Raw genomic sequence first — 20,823 nt, forward strand, 5'->3', positions numbered from 1 at the left:
CAGTATTGCTGGCCGGTGATCGCTTATCGGCGTGATCTCGACACGATTGACGGTGGCATCCGCATCCGGCGGCACTTAGCGCAGTGGATCGGGCGGTGTCGGCAGGCCGTCCTCGATCGGGATGTCGAACGCGAACACCATGTAGCTCATCGTCGCGTACAGCCCGCATAACACCACAAGTTCGACCACCCCGGCTTCTCCGTAGGCAGCCACGATCCGATCCTGGATGCCGCTCGGGATTGACCTTTTGGCAGTTACCGCGTCGACTGCCTGCAGTACGGCTTGGGACGCGTTTGGCAGGGTGGCTGGCACCGCGCCGGCGGTGAGTTCCGCGATCGTGTCCGCGGAGACGCCTGCCTGTTGAGCGGGGCGCTGGTGGTGGCTCCATTCGTAGCCGGAGCCCTGCCTAGTGGCGAAGCGCAGGATTATCAGCTCACGGATGTCATCGGGCAGCGTGCCATGGAAGCGCAAGTGTTCGCCCAGAGCACCGACTTTGCCGGCCAACGCGGGGTTATTGAACATCCGTACGTACACCTCACCGAGCCGGGCGCGGCCCTCGGCATGGGCGCGTACCGATGCCATCCGGTCGAAGATGGCCTTGTCCTCGGCCTCCAGCTGGTCGGTCGGATCCGGTAGCTGGGCCATACGTCGTTTCCTCCCACTCACACTGCCGTCGACGTTAAAGGGGCCGATCGGGCGGCGCCCCGCGACACGGCCCGCGACAAGTGCAATCCGACACCGCTTCGCCGACACGTGTCGAGATCCCGCACTTCCACCTCTGCGTCGTGTGCGCCGACATCCCTGTATAACGTGGCGCGCACACGAACCCGACTACGCCTCGGCCTGGCCGGCTCTCTTAGGCGTGGTGTGGCTCACTCCGGTGGTGCCAACATCGTTCGCAGCATCGACAACATCTCCGATCGAGAGCCCGCGCCGAGCCGCCGGCGAATGCGCGCGACGTGATGCTCGACGGTTTTTGCCGAAATGAACAACTGACCGCCGATATCGCGGTACGGCATGCCCAGCACCAGCAACTCGGCGACTTCGCGTTCGCGATTGGACAGTGGCGAACCCGTCCGCGGCCCCCCGGGTAGCGGGGCTGCGGCGGTAGCCGGCTCTGCATCGGTGGACTCGCCGATGTCAGCGCCCGCCTTGAGATCCCGGGCCAGTTGCAACATGGCTCCCGAGACCCGGGCATCGGGAGCCTGCAGTGCGGCCTGACCGGCAAGGCGGGTCGCGTCAGAGGTCAGGCCAACGTGCGATAGCGACCGAGCTGCCACGGTTACCTCATCGATGTCCACTTGATCGGCGAGCACCCGCAGCCATGTCCTGCCGGCACCGGACAGGGTCTGCGCGAGGGGGCTATGCGCGGCCGCCGCCCGCAGCGCCTGGCCGTGCGGCGCCACGGACTCTGGCGAATTGGCAAGGATTCCGGCGTGTACCCCAGCCCAACGCAGCGAGGTCGACCACAACGCGGGATTGCCCAGCGAATTCAAGAGCGCGAACGCCTGCCCCAAGAAGTGGTCGAGCTGGTCCACCTGACGCATTCGGGCTGCGGCGACCCACAATTCACCCAGGGGCAGCAGTGTGAACAGGTCGACGGAGTATTCGGCTAGCACCTCCATGGCGGCGTACCAATGCTTTTGCAGCGCCCCGGCGTCGCCGCTGCGACGCGCTAGCGCGGTTTGTAGTGCCGCCGCCCACAAGGCATCTCGTCGGTGCAGCTCTGTGCCGGAGCCGGCGGCGGCGACATCCGCGGCGGCCGCCGGGAGTTGACCGTCATGCATCTTGATCCATCCGGACAACAGCAGGTGCCGGCTGTGGAACACGGTATCCGCATCGATTCGCAGGGCACGCCCGATCACACTGCGGGCGCGGGCCGGATCGCCGCCGTGTATCGCGACCATGGTCACCAGTGCCGATGGGCTGTCCGGAATGACTTCCCTGATCGATTGTTCCGCCGCGATAGCCTGCCCCAGCTTCGCCATGGCGGTTGGGTACGGCTGATCCATGGTCAGCAGCAGTCCCTCGGCGAGACTGCGTGCGGCGCGCGCCGCCATGGTCGGCGGGCTGGTGTCCTTGGGGTGCAGAGCACTTTGCGCCGCCGTCAACTCGCCCGCGGCGGTGAGCGCGATTGCCGCCGCCGAGCCCACCACCGTGTCTGGGTGTGAGCCCAGCCAACCGAACAACTCCGCCGCCTGGCCGGTGTTGCCGTCATGGACCGCGACGCTGGCCGCGATCCGCACCGCGGCCGCGCGTTCGGCGGTATCCGGCGAGCCGAGTAGATCGTCGGCGAGTGCTGCCGCCGCTGCGCAATCTCCGGCGAGGGCGAGCGCATCAGCCCAGCGGGACGTCAGCCGTTTGGCGCCGGCATCAACCGCCGCCCCGTATAGCCGTGCGGTGTAGGCGGATTCGCCGCTTGCTTCGGCGGCATAGTGGGAGAGGATGTCCGCCAATCGGTCGTCACGCAGCCCGTGTTCGGCCAGCCGTAGCGCCAGATCCTCTGGCACCGCCGCGATGTCGAGTTGGCAACGCAAGAGCGCGCTTTCAACCTCGTGGTGATGTGCGTTGCCCACGAGTTGGGCGACGGCATCATGAACGGTTTGCCGGAATGCCGAGCTGTACGACGGCTCAAGGAGCCCGCTGGCCCACGCGCGATCGACCAGCTGGCGAGCGTCCGGTACGGACACCCCAAGTGCGGCGCTCACATCGGCAGCGCCTAGTTCGTGCGTGAGCGACATGATGAGCAAGGCGTCCAGGGTTGGTTCGTCGAGTCGGCGCAACCGCTGGATAAGAGCGAACTTGGCCGCTTTCGCAGGTGGGTGCGGTGCTTCGGAGACCGCGTGAACCAAAAACGGCACTCCAGCGGTGCTGTCCCGTAGGTCCGCGGCCACCGTCAGTGGTCCAAGCGATATTCGAGGACGGTTTCGTTCGATGGCTGTCATCAGGTCACGCAGAGCGGAGCGTTGTTCGTGAATTTCGGTAGCCACGACCACCGTCGCCTGGGGATCGGCAACCCGCTCGATCAGTCGCCGCAATTCGGCGTCGGCCAGCAGGTGGGCGTCGTCGATGACGAGGGCGGCATCGCAGGGATCACCATCTGCTGCCGGGTGGGTGAGAACGGTTAGTCCTGCTCGGCGCGCGGCGTCGCGCAGGACGGCCAGGATGGTCGTCTTGCCGGTTCCGATGCCTCCGCCGATCAGCACCTTGACCGGTGTCGTGCCGGTGCTTGCCAGTTCCTCGACGACGTCGCGCACGGCCCCGGGGACTTCGGTGCGGGAATCGGTCACGGATACGTCGCCAGATTGCGCGCGACCAGCGAGTGGCTCAGATTTCATCCCCCCCGGGTGCTCCGCAGGCGGTCAAAGGCGGCTTCCTCACCATATCCGGTGTTGCCCCGAAACCCCACCATTCCCCTAATGGGCCACCCCCTAATGGGGTCGAGGGGTGGGCGGGTTAGACACCGAATGCAGAGCCGGCGACAACCGATAGCATCGTGCTAACGCGAGCGATGTTCGGTTTGGAGGCGCGAGATGGCAAACTCGTTACTCGACTTCGTCATCGCGCTCGTGCGTGACCCGGAGGCCGCGGCGCGCTATGCGGCGGACCCTGCGCAGGCCATCGCCGATGCTCATCTTGCCAACGTGACCAGCGCCGACGTGAACAATCTGATCCCTATGGTGTCGGATTCGCTGTCGATGGCCGGGCCGGCCGGCGCCGCTAGCGGAGGGCAAATTGCTGACCACGACAACGTATGGGCAAGTGGCGCGGCGGCAGCTGCCCTGGATGCGTTCTCGCCGCACCAAGCTGCGGACGTGGTCCATCATCAGGAACCGATGACCAGCGTGATCAACCAACCGGCTGCCCCCGCGCCTGACCTGGCGCCCCGTGATGGGTATCCCGCGGCGATCGAGCCGCACGAACCGTCAGTGCTGTTCACGGGTGCTGAGACCGCTGACCCGACCGTTGATCATGGTGCCTTACCGGCCGACGATCCGGCTATCTGGGACCATTCGGTCAGTCATCCACACCCGGTCGACCCCGATCACCACGGGTTCGACATCCACGGGTGACTTCACCTTTCGTTATCGATCCGAACTGATCTGACCACTGGTTTGTAGTGGCGGGCTATTAGCCTTTGACGTGCAGAGATGCCGTTAATGGGGGTGGCTTCGACACAGGCATTGGGGGTAAGCCTGATTTCCCCTAATCCCCTAATGGGGAGTCCCGGTCGATCCCGGTGGGTGCTCGACCGGCTGGGGGATCTGACCCCGATTTCGGGGGTGGGCTGAATCCATAACGTCTATGGCAGAGCGCCGGACGTTTCGGCGAACAACTTCACCGATTCGATTGAAGGGACATGAAATGACCTCGCTGGTGGACTACATCCTGAGCCTGTTTCGTAGCGAAGATGCGGCACGGTCATTCGTGTCGGCGCCTGGGCAGGCCATGACCAATGCCGGGTTGATCGATGTGTCGCCCGCAGAGGTTTCTGCTGCGGTCAGCGCGCTGCCCTTCCTGAATCTTGGCGCTGGCGACCCGATCGGCGGTTTGCAGCAGGCGGTGGCCGATCAGTACGGCTTCGCCCCGGCTTCTGATGCGGGCGCTTCTACGTTTGTCGCTCAGGATGCCGGTGTTATCGCAGGCGACGTCGGAGCTGCCGCAAGTGATGCGGGAGTCATCGCGAGTAGTGCGGGCCTGTTCGCGGGAGACGCCGGCGCCTCCATGGCCAATGTCGTCGCGACTGATATAGGTGCTGGATTGGCCGGTGGGCTGACTAGCGGTCTGAGTTCCGGGCTTTGGAGCCAGGGCGGGCTTGGTTGGCAAACGGGTGCTACAGGTGGATTCATTCCCGGTCTTGCGTTCGCCGAGTCAACGGGTGGCTTTGGCGGCCAGGTGGGTGTGGGTGCTCAGGCGGGTCTGGGTATTGGGGCTGCTTTTGAGGCTGGGTTCGACGCTCAACTGGGCGCCGGACTGGGTCTTGGCCTAGGAGCTCAGACGGGTGTCGGTGCTCAGGCCGGTCTGGCTTTCGGTGCGGGTTTTGAAGCTGGAATTGGCGCCCAGGTTGGTGCTGGGCTGGGTGTTGGCGGCGGTGCTGGCCTGGGCCTCGGTGGTGGTATCGGTGGTCAGGCCGGTATTGGTGGCGAGATCGGCGGAGGGGCCCTCTTCGGCGGCAGTGCCGGTCTGGGTGGTCTGGCTGGAATCGGCGGGGCTACCGGATTAGGTGGCCAAGCAGGCGTTGGTTTCGGTGGTCAGGCCGGTGGTGCGATCGGTGGTGGCTTTGATGCTGGTGTTGGTGTTGGTGGTCAGGCTGGCGGTGTGATTGGTGCCGGGTTTGGTGGTCAGGCTGGTGGTGCGATCGGTGGTGGCCTTGGTGCTGGTGCTGGTGCTGGTGCTGGTGCGGGTGTTGGTGGTCAGGCCGGTGGTGCGATCGGTGGTGGCTTTGATGCTGGTGTTGGTGTTGGTGGTCAGGCTGGCGGTGTGATTGGTGCCGGGTTTGGTGGTCAGGCTGGTGGTGCGATCGGTGGTGGCCTTGGTGCTGGTGCTGGTGCTGGTGCTGGTGCTGGTGCGGGTGTTGGTGGTCCGGCTGGCGGTGCGATCGGTGGTGGTCTTGGTGCCGGTGCCGGGTTTGGTGGTCAGGCCGGCGGTGTGATTGGTGCTGGCGCTGGTATCGGCAGCCGCGTAGCCGGAAACGGCCAAATCAGCGTTGGTGGTCAGGCTGGCGGCGGGGCGGGCGCTCAGTTTGGGGTTGGCAGCCAAGGTGGCGTTGGAGTCGGCGGCCAGGCAGGTGGTGCGGTTGGTGCCGCGGGCGCCGTTGCCGGTCAGGCCGGTCTTGCTGGTCAGGCGGGCATCGTTAGTCAAGCGGGTCTTGCTGGTCAGGCGGGCATCGTTAGCCAAGCGGGTCTTGCTGCCGGCGGTTCGGCAGGTATCGCCAGCCAAGCGGGCCTGGGAATTAGCAGTCAGGCCGCGTTGAGCGGCCAGGCCGGTGGATCGGTCGGTGGCGGACTCGCGGGTGTGGGCAATGTCAGCGGCATCACCGGCATAGGCGGCAATGCATCGCTGGGGGCAAGCGGTCAGGCCGGATTGATCGCCAGCGAGGGTGCCGCAATCAACGGCGCGGCAACTCCGCATATTTCCGGTCCCCTAGCAGGAGTCGGCGTGGGCGGTCAGGGCGGTGTCACTGGCGGCGCAGGCCTGGGTATCGGTGCGAGCGGCCGCGGCGCCGTGAGCGGTGAAAGCAACCTGCCGGGGGCCCACCTGAATCCTCAGTCGGTGGGGGCCGGCGTCGCAGCCCAGTCCGGCGCGGGCGCCGGAGCCGGTTTTGGTGCCGGAGGTGGCGCGTCGGCCGGGTTCGACGCTGGAACTGCGGCCGGGGTCAGCGGCGGTACCTCGGCTGGGACGGGCGGCGCAACGAGTGCCGGCGGAGGCGCCGGGGCACACGGAGACATTCTCGGGTACGAGGGTGCCGCGCTGGGAGGCGGTGGCGTCTCTGCTGGTGGCGCACCCGCGGGTGGTGAGACTCCGGCTGAGCATGGCCCGAGTTTCCCCGCTGGCGAGGGTCCGGTCATCCAGGGTGGCGGCGCCGCCGGTTCCGGGGCGGGTGGTCACGTGAGTCCGCCGTCGAGCGGCCCGGTGATCCAGAGCCCGGGCGACAGCGTCGGCCACGGTGGGATAAACCCGCCGGTCATCAATGCGCCGGTGCCGCACGCTCCGATGCCCACGCCACTACCGGCGCACACTCCACCGGTGGAGCACACGCCGGTGATGACGCCGCCGCAGCACGCGCCGGCCGAGCCGCCGGCGCACTACGAGCCGCCGAGCCCCTCGGTGTTCGGTCATGAGCCGCCAGCGGCACACACGCCGCCGGTGCACACCGAGCCGCCGTCGCACGGCCCGTTCGGCCCGCACGGGTTCTGATTCTGCAGAATCCGTACCGCGAACCGGCGGGGATCCTCGTGGTCCCCGCCGGTTCGTGCGCATACCGTGAGTTGCAGTAAAGCGATCGAGAAAGTGGGGCACAACGGTGACTCAAGCCGATGACCCGCGTCGGGTCAGTGTGATCGTCGAACTGATAGACCACACCATCGCGATCGCAGAACTCAACGGGCGCGGTGACCTGGTGCGGCGGCTCCAGCGTTCCCGCGAGCGGATCACCGATCCACAGATCCGCGTGGTGATCGCAGGTCAGCTCAAACAGGGCAAAAGCCAACTGCTCAACGCGCTACTCAACCTGCCGGTAGGTCGCGTCGGTGACGACGAAGCCACCGTGCTGATCACCGTCGTCAGCTATAGCACCCAGCCGTCGGCCCGCATTGTCGTGTCAGCGGGGCCCAACGGTGAAACCACAGCGGTCGATGTCCCAGTCGATGACATCAACACCGATCTGCGCCGAGCGCCGCAGGCGGCGGGCCGCGAAGTGCTGCGAGTTGAGATTGGAGCGCCCAGCCCGCTACTGCAAGGCGGGTTGGTGTTCATTGATACCCCCGGTGTGGGTGGTCACGGGCAGCCCCACCTTTCGGCGACATTGGGGTTGTTACCGGATGCCGACGCTGTGTTGATGGTCAGTGACGCCAGCCAGGAATTCACCGAACCCGAGATGTGGTTCGTGCAAAAGGCGCACCAGATCTGCCCGGTGGGGGTGGTGGTGGCCACCAAGATTGACCTCTACCCGCACTGGCGCGAGATCGTCAACACCAACGCCGCGCACCTGCACCGTGCCCGGGTGCCGATGCCGATCATTGGGGTCTCATCGTTGTTGCGGAGTCACGCCGTCACGCTGAACGACAAAGAACTCAACGAGGAGTCCAACTTCCCGGCGATCGTCAAGTTCCTCAGTGAGAAGGTGCTTTCCCGCGAGACCGACCGGGTCCGTGATGAGGTGCTACGGGAAATACGTTCAGCGGCAGAACAACTCGCGAGTACTGCCGGATCAGAATTGTCCGTCGTCAACGATCCGGGGCTGCGCGACCGGCTGGCCGACGACTTGGAGCGACGTAAGCGAGAGGCCCAGGATGCCTTGCAACAGACCTCGCTGTGGCAGCAGGTGCTCAACGACGGATTCACCGACTTGAGCACGGATGTCGACCATGATCTGCGGGCACGGTTCCGTGCGGTCACCGAAGATGCGGAGCGCCAGATCGATTCGTGTGACCCGACGTTACACTGGGCAGAGATCGGCACCGACGTGGAGAACGCGATCGCTACCGCCGTCGGGGACAACTTTGTCTGGGCATATCAGCGGGCCGAGTTATTGGCTGATGACGTCGCTCGCTCGTTTTCCGATGTCGGGCTGGATGCGGTGATATCCGCCGAGTTGAGCCAACGTGCGATGGGATCCGATTTCGGGCAACTCAAAGCCCTGGCTCAGCTCGAATCCAAGCCGGCCGGCAAGGCACAGAAGGTGGTCACCGGTTTGCGTGGTTCCTACGGCGGCGTCGTGATGATCGGCATGCTGTCGTCGGTGGCCGGGCTGGGGCTGTTCAACCCCGTTTCGGTGGGGGCCGGGCTGATTCTGGGCCGCATGGCCTACAAGGAGGACAAAGAGAACCGGCTATTGCGTGCGCGCAGTGAGGCCAAGACCAATGTGCGACGTTTTGTTGATGAGGTTTCGTTCGTGGTCAGCAAGGAATCACGCGACCGACTCAAGATGATTCAACGCACGTTACGCGACCATTACCGCGACATCGCCAATGAACTCACCCGGTCGTTGAACGAATCGCTACAGGCCACCGTTACCGCCGCGGGCCTGGAAGAAGCCGAGCGGGACACCAGAGTTCGCGAGCTCGAGCGGCAGCTGGATATCTTGCACCAGGTCATCGACAACCTCAACAAGCTGCGGCCAAGCCTGACACCCCAGGCGCCGATGAGGCCAGTGTGAGCACCACCGATAGGGTCCGCGCGATTCTGGGTGGAACCATCCAGGCCTACCGCGGTGAGCCCGCCTACCGCCAACGAGCAGACGTGTTCTACGAATTGGACCGCATCGGTGCGCGTCTGGCCGAGCCGATCCGCATTGCGCTGGCGGGCACACTCAAGGCGGGTAAATCCACCTTGGTCAACGCGCTGGTGGGCGACGACATTGCGCCCACCGACGCCACTGAGGCGACCCGTATCGTGACCTGGTTCCGGCACGGTCCCACTCCGCGGGTCACGGCCAGTCACCGGGGCGGGCGGCGAAGCAATGTCCCGATCACCCATAGGGGCGGGCTGAGCTTTGACCTGCGTCGGCTCAATCCCGCTGAGATCGTCGACCTGGATGTCGAATGGCCCGCCGATGAACTGGTTGACACCACGATCATCGATACGCCGGGGACATCGTCGTTGAACCGTGATGCCTCCGAGCGCACATTGCGGCTGCTGGTTCCCGCCGACGGGGTGCCGCGTGTCGATGCGGTGGTGTTCTTGCTGCGCACACTGAACGCCGCAGACATCGCGCTGCTCAAACAGATTGGCGGATTGGTGGGAGGTTCGGCGGGAGCGTTGGGCATCATCGGCGTGGCCTCCCGGGCCGACGAGATCGGCGCGGGCCGCATTGACGCGATGCTTTCGGCCAGCGACGTGGCCAAGCGATTCACCCGAGAGATGACCCAGACGGGCATTTGCCAGGCCGTGCTCCCGGTGTCCGGGTTGCTCGCATTGACCGCACGCACGCTGCGGCAGAGTGAGTTCATCGCACTGAAGAAGCTGGCCGGCGCCGACAGTACCGAACTCAACAAGGCCCTGCTGAGCGTGGATCGTTTTGTCCGGCCGGATATTCCGTTGCCGATAGATGCCGGCACCCGCGCACAATTGCTGGAGCGATTCGGGATGTTCGGCATCCGAATCTCCCTTGCCGTTCTGGCGGCCGGTATCGTCGATTCGACCGGGCTGGCGGCCGAACTTCTGGAGCGCAGCGGGTTGGCGGCGCTGCGCAAGGTCATCGATCAGCAGTTCACCCAGCGTTCTGACATGCTCAAGGCGCATACCGCGCTGGTGTCGTTACGCAGGTTTGTGCAGGCGCACCCGGTCATGGCAACGCCGTATGTCATTGCCGATATCGACCCGTTGCTGGCCGACACGCACGCGTTTGAGGAACTCCGACTGTTGAGTCTATTGGCTTCTTGCGCAACAACATTGAATGAGGATGAAATCGTTTCGCTGCGCCGCATCGTCGGCGGCTCGGGCACCAGTGCTGCCGCCCGGCTGGGTCTGGATCCCGAAAATGATCAGGAGGTCCCGCGTGCGGCGTTTGCGGCGGCGCAACGGTGGCGGCGTCGCGCCGAGCATCCGCTCAACGATCCCTTCACCACCAGGGCGTGTCGGGCGGCGGTGCGCAGTGCCGAGGCGATCGTTGCGGAATTCGCGGGTCGCCGCTAACCGGTCGAACCGTCCGGGGCCACGGCGGTCGGTGTGATGGGGGCCGCCGTGGTCGTCGGTGGCTGCGTGGTCGTCGGTGGTGGAGTGGTCGTTACCTGCGACGTTGTGGTCGGGCGGGTGGTGGTAGTGGGTTGGGTGGTGGTCGTGGTCGGTGGGGGACTCGTGGTGGTCGTTGTGGTCGTGGCTGGTGAAGTCGTGGTTGTCGTTGTCGTTGGTGCCGTGGTTGTCGCAGTGGTGCTGGGCGTGGGTGTTGTCGCAGTGGTGGCGGGTGGCGGCGGGGTGATGACCGTAACGGTGGGGCTATTGTTCGGCCCGATCACCGTTGTTGTGATCGGTTCTGGCGCAGGGACTTCGGTGGTGTTGACCGGTTTATTGCCACTAGGCCCCAGCGTCAGCCCCAACACCACGGCAACCAAGATGGCCAAGCCGGCGGCGGCCAAGCTAAAGACCACGGCCGCGCGTTTGTACCACGGTAGGGGTTCGGCTTCGGCGTAGCGTTCCTGGTTGGGTTGGTCATATCCGGGGTCGTATCCGGCCGCGTAATCCGTAGTTGCTGCCGCGCTGCCGTATTCGCCCGTTGTGTCGGGTCCGGTGTAGGGAACCGGCTCGTTGTCCGTGTCCGTGTCCTGGGACCAGGCCAGCGCTCGGTATGTGGCCGATCTGGCGTTGTCGGAGGCCGATTCGCTGGCAGCCGCGGCGGCGGCTTGATTTGCCCACGCCGTCGGCGATACCTCTGTCGAAGCACCGGAAGTGCCAACCAGGTTCGTCGGGGCGTCCACGGCGGGTCCCGCACCCGTCGGGGCGCCTGCCGACGATTGCTCCTGACCATGCAGTGCCGAGCCAATCGCAGCGCTGAACATGGGTTGCGGCGTACTAAAGACCGGCGCCTGCAGGCGGTCCGACAGCCGAGTGGTGACAAGCGGGATGCCGGCACCGCCGCCGACGGTCGCGACGGCCACCAAGTCGTTCTGCTTAGTTCCGCTGCGCTGTAGCAATTCTTCGACGGAGCCGATGAATCGGTCCAGCGGTTCGGTGATGATTCGTTCAAATTCGTTGCGAGACAGTCGGGTTTCTGGGCCGGCAGGGCCGGTCGGAATGCTGGTCACCGTTGTCGTCGACAGTTGTTCTTTGGCGAGCTGGCATCCGCGGAGCAGGCGGGTCACAGAGCCCATTCGTGTTGCGGTGCCGGAAGTGTCGGCGCTGTCGACTCCAGGGGTGATCGCGAGAAGGTGACTCAGGATGAGCTGATCGATCTCATCGCCGGAGAACTCTCGATATCGGATGGTCGGGCCGATCTGCTGAAAGCTCGCACCCGCATTGGCGAGCGTGACGCTGGTTCCACCGGCGCCGAAGTCGCATACTGCGACGATGCCGCTGGTTGGAAAACCTGGCGTCGCGGGCAGCGTCGACAGGGCTGCTGTGGCATCTGAGATCACCGCCGGGGGAAAGCCGTTGGGTATCAGCGCTGGCTGGGTCAGTAGTGCCTCACGCAGTGCCCCGAATTGGTTCTGCGACCAATATGCGGGAGCGGCGACAGTGACCGGCGCGCCGTAGCCAACCGTGCGCGCCATGGCGTTGAGCGCGTCGACCGTCAGCGTCTCACCCCGGTACTTCGACCCGTCGGCTGCCACCAGTGGCGCCCGGTCTCCGACGCGCTCCACGAATCCGCGGAGCACCAGGCCGGACGTGGAGAGGTTCGGGTTCTCTTCTGGCAGCCCGACTTCGGCGGCGCCGCTGGCGGAAAACTGCAACACCGATGCGCGTCGCACCGGGATGCCTCCCACCCGGGCCGCGACCAGGTTGGCCACCCCGATCGACATCCCGAGCGCCTCGCTCATATTCCCTACCTCTGTATCCATTGCTTTGCCACCCGACGTTGGTCACCGGCCGTCCCCACCATAGCCGCCGACATTCTGGCGGGTTCGGGTCAAAGACCCGGCTGCAGATTGATCACGGTGGGCATTGACGGCAGCGGTAGCTGTGCAGGCAATGTGGGTAACGCGCCGGGCACCGCCGAGTTGGTCGTGGTTGTGCTGGTTGGTGCCGTGGTCGCCGAGCTCGTCGGGGGCGTCGTCGAGGTCGTTGTGGTGGTGGTGGTGGTCGGGGTCGTCGTTGTTGTGGTTGTGGTTGTGGTTGGTGTGGTGGTGGTCGTCGTTCTCGTGGTGGTGGTCGGCGGCGTCGTGCTGGTGGTCGTTGGTGCGGTGCTTGTGGTGGTGGCAGTAACGGTCGTCGTCACCGAGGCGGGATTGGGACGTCCGTGGGCGAGCTGGACGATGCCGTAGATGATCACTGCGATCAGGGCCGCGATCAGTACGCCCCAACCGACCAATGCCAGTGGCTTGCGCCAGTTGGGGGTGGGATCAGGGTGCGGCTGTTGTCCGTATCCGCCCGGGTTGTCTCCATAGCCGTAGTTGCCGTAGACCGATGGGTCCTCGGCACCGTAATCCGGCGGGTCGTACCTTGCCACGGCCGCCGATGCTAGCCCGTCGCCGCCACCTGGCAACCCCAGCCACGCGAGCCGTTACCAATCAGCAGCTTTACGGAAGGGGCGGCAGGGTGATCGTCGTCGGTATCCCGGGGATGGTGATCGTTGATGGGATCTGGGGTAGATGCGGGTGGCGAAGCGTTGGGGGCAGGGGTTGCGGGGGCGGTGGTTGGACTCTGGGGGTGGTTGCTGCTGGTGGAACAGTCGTGGTTGTCGTTGGCGGCGGCGTTGTTGTGGCGGTCGTGGTCGGTGAAACTGTGGTGGTGGTGGGTGCTGGGGTTTTTGTCGTCGTCGGGCCGGCCTGCTGATCACGGATCAACTCGACGATGCCGTAGACGATCAATGCGATCAGGATCGCGACTGTTAGCGCCCAGCCGATGAGCGTCACCGGCCTTCGGTACCAGGGCCTGCGTTCCGACTCCGGATCGGCTGGCTCGGGTGGTTCGACCTGGCCCGATGGCGGCAATGAGCCCGGTGGCAGGTCCGGTGGGGCCTGAGGTGGCGGGCCCGCCGGGCCCGGCGGCGGTGCGCCCGGCGGCCGGTACCCACCCGCCTTGAAGCCGCCATATTGAGTCGGCTGGCTGTGGAAGTCTTCGGGTGGGCCATAACGTGCCACGCAACCGATGGTACTGATGGTGCGGGACTGATCAGTTCAGAAGGTTTCCACCTTCTCGACGCTGACGAACATGCCGTGTCCGGTGCCGTTGTTCTGGAAGCGAGTGCCATCGGTGCTGGCGATTATGGTCCAGCCCTGCGCATCGTAGGTCTTGTAATCGATGGTGACGGTCGGTATGGCACCAAGGTTCCCAAGCACCCACTGCACGGCGCCGGCGGCGGTGATGTGCACGCCGTTGGCGTGTTCTCCGTCCTTGATGGGCGAGTTGGTGAACGGCGCCTCGCAGCCGACGCTGTCCTTGTTGATCTGGCAGCGTGTTTGCCCGGACTTGGTCTCGATGAAGACGTAGCCATTCTGGTCGGGTGGCAGCGGAATGGCACCGGCCGGCGCGGTGGGGTTAGGCGTGGAGGGTTGGGCGGGCGCCGTCGTGGTCGGTCGTGAAGTACTGGTGCGCGGCGTCGGGAAAGAAGGCTCGGTCGGTCCCGAGCCCGGTTCGGCCACCGGCCTGCCGTCGACGGTGGTTTGACATCCGGCGACCAGTGCCGCGGCCGCCGAAAGGGCCAACAGGCCCCACCGAGCCTTTTGCGATAGCCGCACGCGTTGCTCCCCGAACAGTCGAAATACTCGGACTCAGATTACGCACGAGGCAACACAAGTGTGCGCAGTGACGCGCCTTGGAATCAGCGCGTCATCGTGCCGTTAGTGCCCCGTCATGTCCCGCGGCCCGTCGTGCGGCCGCGACGATGCCCTGGTAGCCGGTGCAACGGCAGAAGTTTCCGGATAGGCCTTCACGGATTTGGTTATCGGTCGGGGATGGGTTGTCGCGTAAGAACGCGGTTAGTGACACGACGAAACCCGGCGTGCAAAAGCCGCACTGCAGTCCGTGGCAGTCGCGCAAGGCGGACTGCACCGGTGAAAGCTCCCCGTCGGGAGAGGCGATGCCCTCAACCGTCGTCACTTCCATACCGTCTGCCTGAACAGCAAACAACAGGCACGACCGGACGGCGTCGCCGTCCACCAGAATCGTGCAGGCCCCGCACGCCCCGTGTTCGCAACCGAGATGGGTACCGGTGAGTCTGCACCGTTCGCGCAGGAAATCAGCCAGGGTCATGCGCGGTTCGGCACTTGCGCAGACATCACTTCCGTTGACCGACAAACGGATTGGTCGTTCAGGCATCGTTGGCTCCCGCGTTTGCTTCCCGGACGGCTTGGGTCCAGGCTCGCGCCACCATGACGGCGCCCACCTGGGTGCGATAGGACTCCGACCCCTGCAAGTCTGACGGGATGTCGTCAAGCCCTGACATCGCGGCGGTGCCGACCTCTTCCGGGGCCAGCTCGCCAACCCGGCGGCCGATGAGTGCGGATTCGGCTGACATCGCGCGCCGTGGTGTGGAGCCTAGGCCCAGCAGCCCGATGGCGCAGCGAGATACCCGGTGCTGTTCATCGACTTGAACGCCGATTACTGCGCCCGCGATCGCGAAATCACCGTGACGGCGCGAAAATTCTTGCACGGCGAAGCCAGATCTACCGTTCCACGCAGGAAATCGCACCCCGGTGAGCAACTCATCGGGCTCCAGACTGGTTTCCCATACTCCGGCGAAGAAGTTCTGGGCTTCGATCTCGCGTCGTCCCCGCGGGGAGAGCACTTCCATCACCGCATCCAAAGTCAGCGCCACCGCCGGGTATTCGCCCGCTGCATCGGCATGCGCGATCGACCCGCCAAGGGTGCCGCGGTTGCGGATCTGGAAATGTCCGATGAACGGAGTCACTTGGGCCAGGAGCGGAACCGTTTCCCGTACTAGTCGATTGGCGCCCACCTTGGCGTCGGTGGTACCCGCGCCTATCCACACGTGACCGCCGCGTTGCTCGATCCCCTGTAGCTCACTGAGCCTGGAGATATCGATCAGATGATCGAAGTACGCCAGGCGCATGGACAGCATCGGCACCAGGCTTTGGCCGCCCGCCAGAATTTTGGCGTCCTCACCAAGTTCCGCCAACATGCTCACCGCTTCCTCGGCGGTGCCGGGGCGGTGGTAGTCGAACGAGGCAGGTTTCATCGCGCCGTCTCCGCAAGCAGCGACATGATCGCCGACGGGCTGGCCGGCAGCCGGGTGACGGTCACGCCCAGCGGCGCCAGTGCGTCGTTGATCGCGTTGATCACCGCAGGTGCCGAGCCGATGGCCCCGCCTTCGCCGGCTCCCTTATAGCCGCCCGGACCGGGGCCAGGTATCTCGACGTGGCCGTATTCGATGCCTGGAACTTCGGTGCTGGTCGGCAGCAGATAGTCGACGAAGGTGGTGGCCAACGGGTTTCCCTCGTCGTCGTAGACGAAGTTTTCCATCAACGCGCCACCGATGCCTTGGACCGTTCCGCCGGCGATCTGACCTTCGACGACCGCCGGATTGATCATCGGCCCGACATCTTCACTGACGATGTAGCGCAGCAAGGTGACTCTGCCCGTCTGGGTATCGACCTCGCAGGTGCAAGCGTGAGTCGCGTTCGACCAGTGAATCGGGTTGGCGGAGTTGAAACGAGCGGTTGCCTCCAGGGTGGGTGACATCCCGGGCGGCAACTGCTGGGGAGAGTAGTACGCCGCGTAGGCCAGTTCACCGAACGTCACCGTCTTCGCCGGGGCGCCACGCACGCTGGCTGCCGAATATGCCAGTTCAACTTCGGATTCGGTGACGTTGAGGTGATGTGCTGCCAGCGCGATGATCTTTTCCCGCAGGATGGTGCCCGCTTCGTTGATGGCTCCTGCGGTCATCGGTCCGCTGCGGCTGCCCTGTGTTCCCGCACCATAGGGTGTGATTGCGGTGTCACCTTGGATGGTGGCTACGTCGTCGATGTCGGCACCGAGCGCATCGGCGGTCAGCTGAACAACGGTAGTTTCCAGGCTGTTTCCACTCGAGCCGCCATTGACGTAGACGTTGATCTTGCCGGTTGACTCCATCCGGATGGTGGCGCCTTCGGTGGCCAAGTGGCCGGTGGCGGCTCCGGTCGGCTCGATGTAGACAGAGAATCCCGCGCCCAGGTAGCGTCCGTGGGCCAGCGCGTCGCGCTGCTCTCGGAGAAACCCTTCGTGGTCAAGGATTTTCACGGCCTGTTCGAAAGTCTCGATTGGGGCAACATGATCGTAGGGCATGCCGTTGGGGTTTACGTACGGCATCTCGTCGCGGCGCAGCAGGTTGCGTCGACGCAGGTCGACCGGATCGATGTGCATCTTGCGGGCCGCGATATCGAGAAGTATTTCGCGGGTTAGCGTTTCGTATTGCCACGGACCCCGGTATGCGGCCAGACCGCTGGTGTTGGAGAAGATCGTCTTGTAGTTGAAGCTGGCCTTGGGGACACGGTAGGGCCCCGGAAAGAACATGCCGATGGCGGCGGTGGTCAACACCGGGTAGGGCGTTGGGTATGCCCCGATGTCCTGGATGAACTCGATATCGGCCGCCTGGATGCTGCCGTCGTCGGCGAAGGCCATCCGTGCGGTGCCGCTGACGTGGCGTGCCTGGCCCGCGGACATCAGGTTCTCGCGGCGGTCTTCGATCCACTTCAACGCCGATGGCACTTTGCGGGCGGCCAGCATGATGCACATGTCTTCGCGCATCGGGACGACCTTTTGGCCGAATCCACCGCCGGTGTCGCGCATGATCACCCGGACACGTTGTGCCGGAATTCCTAATAGTCGAGCGCAGAATGCGCGCAGCTCGTGTGGTGTTTGCGTGGACGCCCACAATGTGAGTTCTTGTGACGCGGAGGCCCACTCGACGACCAGGCCGCGTGTCTCGATGGGTACCGGCGCGTAGATCTGTTGGTAGATGCTCTCTTTCACAACACACGCTGACGTCGCGAAGAGTTCCTCGTCGGGCGGCGCCCCAGCCATGCCGCCGGCAACGTTATCGGCATAGCCGTCGTGGACCAGCACGTCCGACGACTGCGCGCGGGTGAAATCGGTGATCGAGGGCAGTGGTTCATAGTCCACATCGATCAGTTCCAGCGCGTCCTCGGCGAGATAGCGGCTCTCGGCGACGACCAGCGCCACCGGGTCGCCGACGAATTTTGCCTCGCCCTCGGCCAGCGGCGGCCGCGGTGTGTCCGAAACATCCTTGCCGGCAACGGCATGCCACGCCTCTTTGACGTCGGGGTTGAGGTCGGCCGCGGTGAACACCGTGTGCACCCCGGGCAATGCCAGGGCCGCTGCGGTGTCGATGCTGTTGATCCGGGCTCGAGCGAACGGACTACGGACGAAGCAGGCGTGCAGCATTCCGGGCCGCGAGATGTCGTCGACGAAACTGCCGTGACCGGTCAGCAGCCGGGCGTCCTCTACCCGGTGGACACGGGTGCCGGCGTAGCGGGGCGCCGGTGCACCGCGTTGCGCATCCTGAGTCATCGCGCTCCATCCGGTTGTCGCACTACGAGAAGCACAATGCCATGATAGGAGAGTGGCATTATCGGAGTCGATAGCCGTCGGGCTCTTGCTGGCTGCGGGGGCGGGCCGACGGTACGGACATCCAAAAGTGCTGGTAGACGGCTGGCTGGAGACCGCAGTGGCGGCGCTGGTGGGTGGTGGCTGTCGGGAAGTCGTTGTGGTGTTGGGTGCGGCCGAGGTTGCCGCTCCACCCGGTGTCACCGCGATCACCGCCGCGGATTGGGAGCAGGGTCTAAGCGCGTCGGTTCGCGCGGGTCTGGCCCAGGTTGAGCGGATGGGGGCGGACTACGCAGTGCTGCACGTCATCGATACACCCGATGTGGACGCCGCGGTGGTAGCGCGCGTGGTTGCGCGCGGGTTGGCGTCTCGTAGCGGTCTGGCGCGGGCGTACTTCGGAGGGCAACCCGGCCATCCCGTGGTTATCGCACGCGCGCATTGGCCAGGGGTGCTAACGGCAATGTCCGGGGACCAAGGTGCGGCCTCCTACCTGCGTGGCGCCGCTAACGTCGAGGTGGTCGAGTGTGGCGACTTGGCCACCGGGCTCGACATCGACGAACCATCGTGAAGCGCCGCGCGCTCCCGTGGCGCGGGGTTATCGTTAGCCGCCGCCAGCGGGGCTGGTGTGGTTCGGGTCCGGCCCGGGGCTCTGCAGAGACGCTCGCTGCGCTTGCCGTGCCGCCAGGAGGGCGTAAAACTCGGCCTCAGCGGATTGATACTGCTCCGACGCGAACCTTATGGCCTGCACGAACGAGCTGTGAAACCCCGCCGCTTGCACGCTGAGCGCCTGGTAGGCCCGAGCGCACTCGGAAAACAATGACGCGATGCCCGCCGACACCTCATCTTCAGCGGCCGCAACCACGCTGGTGATCGCGGGCACCGCCGCCGCATTGGCCGCGCCCAGCGCCGAGCCGATGTGCTCCACCCTTGTTGCACCCGCGGCTAGCAGCTCCGGTGTCACAACCACAAACGCCATGATGACCTCGAAGGTTCCGGTCTTCAGAAAATCCGGCGAACTAACGCTATGCCGCCCGTCAGCCGACGGCGCTGCGGATTTGGCGAGTTCTTGCCAATATCAAATGTTTTCCCATGGTGTGCCGGTCGAGTGTCATCCCCATATTCGTCGGCGGGTGGGGCGGTTCCGGGCACACCCCGATGGCCCGAAACCCCGGCAAGACAACCGCGCTAAGGCGCTACTGGGGTTGCTGGGTCGGCTGGGTTGGCGGTCTTGCCACGGCGCGCTGTGCGGTGGCCAGCACGCGGTGGCGAACCAGATACCAGCCACCGATGAGGGCCGGGATACCGACCAGCATCGCGGCGAGCAACCACCGGCCGTAGGTCTCGTCGATCAGCATCAGAATCAGTACGCCCGCCAGAAACAACAGCGTGGCCCACCCGCTGTACGGTGACAGCGGCATTCGGAACTTTGGCCGTTCCAGCAGCCCGGCGCTGGTCAAGCGATGAAACTTCAACTGGCATGCCACGATCGTCGCCCAGGCCACGATGACTCCCGTCGCGGCGATGTGCAGCACGATTTCGAACGCCTGACTCGGTTTGATGGCGTTGAGCACGATGCCGAACATGCCGATCCCGGCGGTGAGCAGGATCCCGCCGAACGGCACACCGTTTTTAGACAGCGGCGCGGTGAATTTCGGGCCACTGCCGTTGATGGCCATCGAACGCAGGATCCTTCCGGTGGAATACAGTCCGGCGTTCAGGCTGGACAGTGCCGCGGTGAGCACCACCACGTTCATCAGGTCGCCGCCCCCGGAGAATCCGACCTTGGAAAAGAACGTCACGAACGGGCTGACATGGTCGCGGTAGGCGGTGTAGGGCAGCAGCAGGGCCAACAGAACCGTCGACCCGATGTAGAACAGGGCGATCCGGAACACCACGGAGTTGATGGCCCGCGGCATGATCTTCTCCGGTTCGGTCGCTTCCCCAGCGGCGATGCCGACGAGCTCGATGGCGGCGTAAGCGAACACCACCCCCGAGGTGACCAGCACGAGCGGCAGCAGTCCGGTCGGCAAGAGGCCGCCGTGGCTGCTCCACAGCGACGGGCCGGTCTGCTGGCCGTCGATGTGGTAGCGCCCGGCCAAGAAAACCGTTCCGACGACCAGAAAGGTCACCAGCGCGACCACCTTGACCAACGCGGCCCAGAATTCCAGCTCGCCGAACAACTTGACCGAGATCAAATTCATCGCCAACACCACCACCAGCGCGATCAACGCGAGCGTCCATTGTGGGATGAATTGGAAAGCTTTCCAGTAGTGGCAGTAGTGCGCGATCGCGGTGGTGTCGACGATTCCGGTCATCGCCCAGTTCAGGAAATACATCCAACCCGCTGCGAAAGCCACTTTCTCGCCGAAGAATTCGCGGGCATAGGAGACGAACGACCCCGACGACGGGCGATGCAGGACAAGTTCACCCAACGCGCGCAGGATCAAGAAAACGAAGAATCCGCAGACTCCGTAGATCAGGAACAACCCCGGTCCGGCCGACGCAAGCCGGCCGCCGGCACCCAGGAAAAGGCCGGTCCCGATCGCGCCGCCGAGCGCGATCATCTGCAATTGTCGGTTATTGAGCGATTTGTGATAGCCCGAGTCTTCGCGGGTAAGTCTCTCGGTGGCGGCGTCGTCTAGCGGTGGCATTGAGCTCCTGCTGGCATCGGCTTCCCTGGAACGCCGCGATGCGGGCACGCCGGAGGGATGGACTGGCTGACAGGTTAGCGCACGGTTGTGCCACCGGCCGGTTGTTAACCAACCCGGAACAATCCGGGGAGGAGGTCGCCGTAAATCGCGGGCAACAAGCGGTGCGTGAGGCGGCAATAACCGCGCGTCGGCACGGTGGGACCCACGAGCCAGACCGGCTAGGCCGCCATCTCTTACCGACCCGGGAACAAGTTGCCGACGGCCGCCGTTACCATGTTCGAACAAGTTGAGT

General features: G+C 65.0%; 16 protein-coding genes. 6 read left to right on the forward strand and 10 right to left on the reverse strand.

Features of this window, described 5'->3' with window-relative positions:
- Positions 1 to 75 precede the first annotated feature (75 nt).
- Both MB901379_RS02495 and iniR read right to left on the reverse strand, forming a co-directional pair.
- Complete coding sequence (locus MB901379_RS02495) at positions 76 to 645, reverse strand: carboxymuconolactone decarboxylase family protein (protein ID WP_158015212.1); 570 nt, start codon at positions 643 to 645, stop codon at positions 76 to 78.
- A gap of 227 nt (positions 646 to 872) precedes the next feature.
- The gene (gene iniR, locus MB901379_RS02500) at positions 873 to 3,338 is read right to left on the reverse strand and encodes an isoniazid response ATPase/transcriptional regulator IniR (protein WP_158015213.1); all 2,466 of its coding nucleotides are present in this window, start codon (positions 3,336 to 3,338) and stop codon (positions 873 to 875) included.
- Between the two features lie 195 nt (positions 3,339 to 3,533).
- Here iniR and MB901379_RS02505 point away from each other — a divergent pair, with 195 nt between their 5' ends.
- The 4 genes from MB901379_RS02505 (at position 3,534) to iniC (ending at position 10,356) form a co-directional block, all read left to right on the forward strand.
- Entirely contained in the window at positions 3,534 to 4,073 is a 540-nt protein-coding gene (locus MB901379_RS02505) for an Rv0340 family IniB-related protein (RefSeq protein ID WP_158015214.1), read from the forward strand.
- 292 nt (positions 4,074 to 4,365) lie between these two features.
- A complete protein-coding gene (locus MB901379_RS24940) occupies positions 4,366 to 6,918 on the forward strand; it encodes an IniB N-terminal domain-containing protein (protein ID WP_158015215.1) in 2,553 nt (850 codons plus the stop codon).
- Between the two features lie 106 nt (positions 6,919 to 7,024).
- A complete protein-coding gene (iniA, locus tag MB901379_RS02515) occupies positions 7,025 to 8,878 on the forward strand; it encodes an isoniazid-induced dynamin-like GTPase IniA (RefSeq protein WP_158015216.1) in 1,854 nt (617 codons plus the stop codon).
- Positions 8,875 to 10,356 carry an isoniazid-induced dynamin-like GTPase IniC gene (gene iniC, locus MB901379_RS02520; protein ID WP_158015217.1) on the forward strand — a complete coding sequence of 494 codons (1,482 nt, stop codon included), beginning with the start codon at positions 8,875 to 8,877 and terminating at the stop codon, positions 10,354 to 10,356. The genes iniA and iniC overlap by 4 nt, the downstream gene beginning before the upstream one ends.
- On the opposite strand, the gene MB901379_RS02525 is transcribed toward iniC, so the two are convergent.
- A complete protein-coding gene (locus MB901379_RS02525; RefSeq protein ID WP_158015218.1) occupies positions 10,353 to 12,194 on the reverse strand; it encodes an Hsp70 family protein in 1,842 nt (613 codons plus the stop codon). The two genes, iniC and MB901379_RS02525, sit on opposite strands and share 4 nt — an antisense overlap.
- A 117-nt stretch (positions 12,195 to 12,311) precedes the next feature.
- On the opposite strand from MB901379_RS02525, the gene MB901379_RS25145 reads away from it, so the two are divergent.
- A complete protein-coding gene (locus MB901379_RS25145) occupies positions 12,312 to 12,638 on the forward strand; it encodes a hypothetical protein (protein ID WP_174236964.1) in 327 nt (108 codons plus the stop codon).
- A 255-nt stretch (positions 12,639 to 12,893) separates the two neighbouring features.
- Here the strand turns inward: MB901379_RS25145 and MB901379_RS02535 are convergent, their stop codons facing one another.
- The 5 genes from MB901379_RS02535 to MB901379_RS02555 all read right to left on the reverse strand — a co-directional run bounded on the left by MB901379_RS02535 (position 12,894) and on the right by MB901379_RS02555 (position 17,844).
- A complete protein-coding gene (locus MB901379_RS02535; RefSeq protein ID WP_158015219.1) occupies positions 12,894 to 13,457 on the reverse strand; it encodes a hypothetical protein in 564 nt (187 codons plus the stop codon).
- A 36-nt stretch (positions 13,458 to 13,493) separates the two neighbouring features.
- Positions 13,494 to 14,054 (reverse strand): hypothetical protein, encoded by a 561-nt coding sequence (locus tag MB901379_RS02540; protein ID WP_158015220.1) that lies wholly within the window; start codon positions 14,052 to 14,054, stop codon positions 13,494 to 13,496.
- Between the two features lie 91 nt (positions 14,055 to 14,145).
- A complete protein-coding gene (locus tag MB901379_RS02545; protein ID WP_158015221.1) occupies positions 14,146 to 14,634 on the reverse strand; it encodes a (2Fe-2S)-binding protein in 489 nt (162 codons plus the stop codon).
- Entirely contained in the window at positions 14,627 to 15,514 is an 888-nt protein-coding gene (locus tag MB901379_RS02550) for an FAD binding domain-containing protein (protein WP_158015222.1), read from the reverse strand. Before MB901379_RS02550 ends, MB901379_RS02545 begins: the two co-directional genes overlap by 8 nt.
- Positions 15,511 to 17,844: a xanthine dehydrogenase family protein molybdopterin-binding subunit gene (locus MB901379_RS02555; RefSeq protein ID WP_158015223.1), complete on the reverse strand. Its 2,334-nt coding sequence runs from the start codon at positions 17,842 to 17,844 to the stop codon at positions 15,511 to 15,513. The genes MB901379_RS02550 and MB901379_RS02555 overlap by 4 nt, the downstream gene beginning before the upstream one ends.
- 52 nt (positions 17,845 to 17,896) lie before the next feature.
- On the opposite strand from MB901379_RS02555, the gene MB901379_RS02560 reads away from it, so the two are divergent.
- Complete coding sequence (locus MB901379_RS02560) at positions 17,897 to 18,448, forward strand: nucleotidyltransferase family protein (RefSeq protein WP_158015224.1); 552 nt, start codon at positions 17,897 to 17,899, stop codon at positions 18,446 to 18,448.
- Positions 18,449 to 18,481: 33 nt separating this feature from the next.
- Here the strand turns inward: MB901379_RS02560 and MB901379_RS02565 are convergent, their stop codons facing one another.
- Both MB901379_RS02565 and MB901379_RS02570 read right to left on the reverse strand, forming a co-directional pair.
- The gene (locus MB901379_RS02565; protein ID WP_158015225.1) at positions 18,482 to 18,856 is read right to left on the reverse strand and encodes a PE family protein; all 375 of its coding nucleotides are present in this window, start codon (positions 18,854 to 18,856) and stop codon (positions 18,482 to 18,484) included.
- 217 nt (positions 18,857 to 19,073) lie between these two features.
- Positions 19,074 to 20,531 carry an amino acid permease gene (locus MB901379_RS02570; protein ID WP_158015226.1) on the reverse strand — a complete coding sequence of 486 codons (1,458 nt, stop codon included), beginning with the start codon at positions 20,529 to 20,531 and terminating at the stop codon, positions 19,074 to 19,076.
- Between the last annotated feature and the right edge of the window lie 292 nt (positions 20,532 to 20,823).

The organism is Mycobacterium basiliense (genome assembly GCF_900292015.1).
Taxonomy (GTDB): domain Bacteria; phylum Actinomycetota; class Actinomycetes; order Mycobacteriales; family Mycobacteriaceae; genus Mycobacterium; species Mycobacterium basiliense.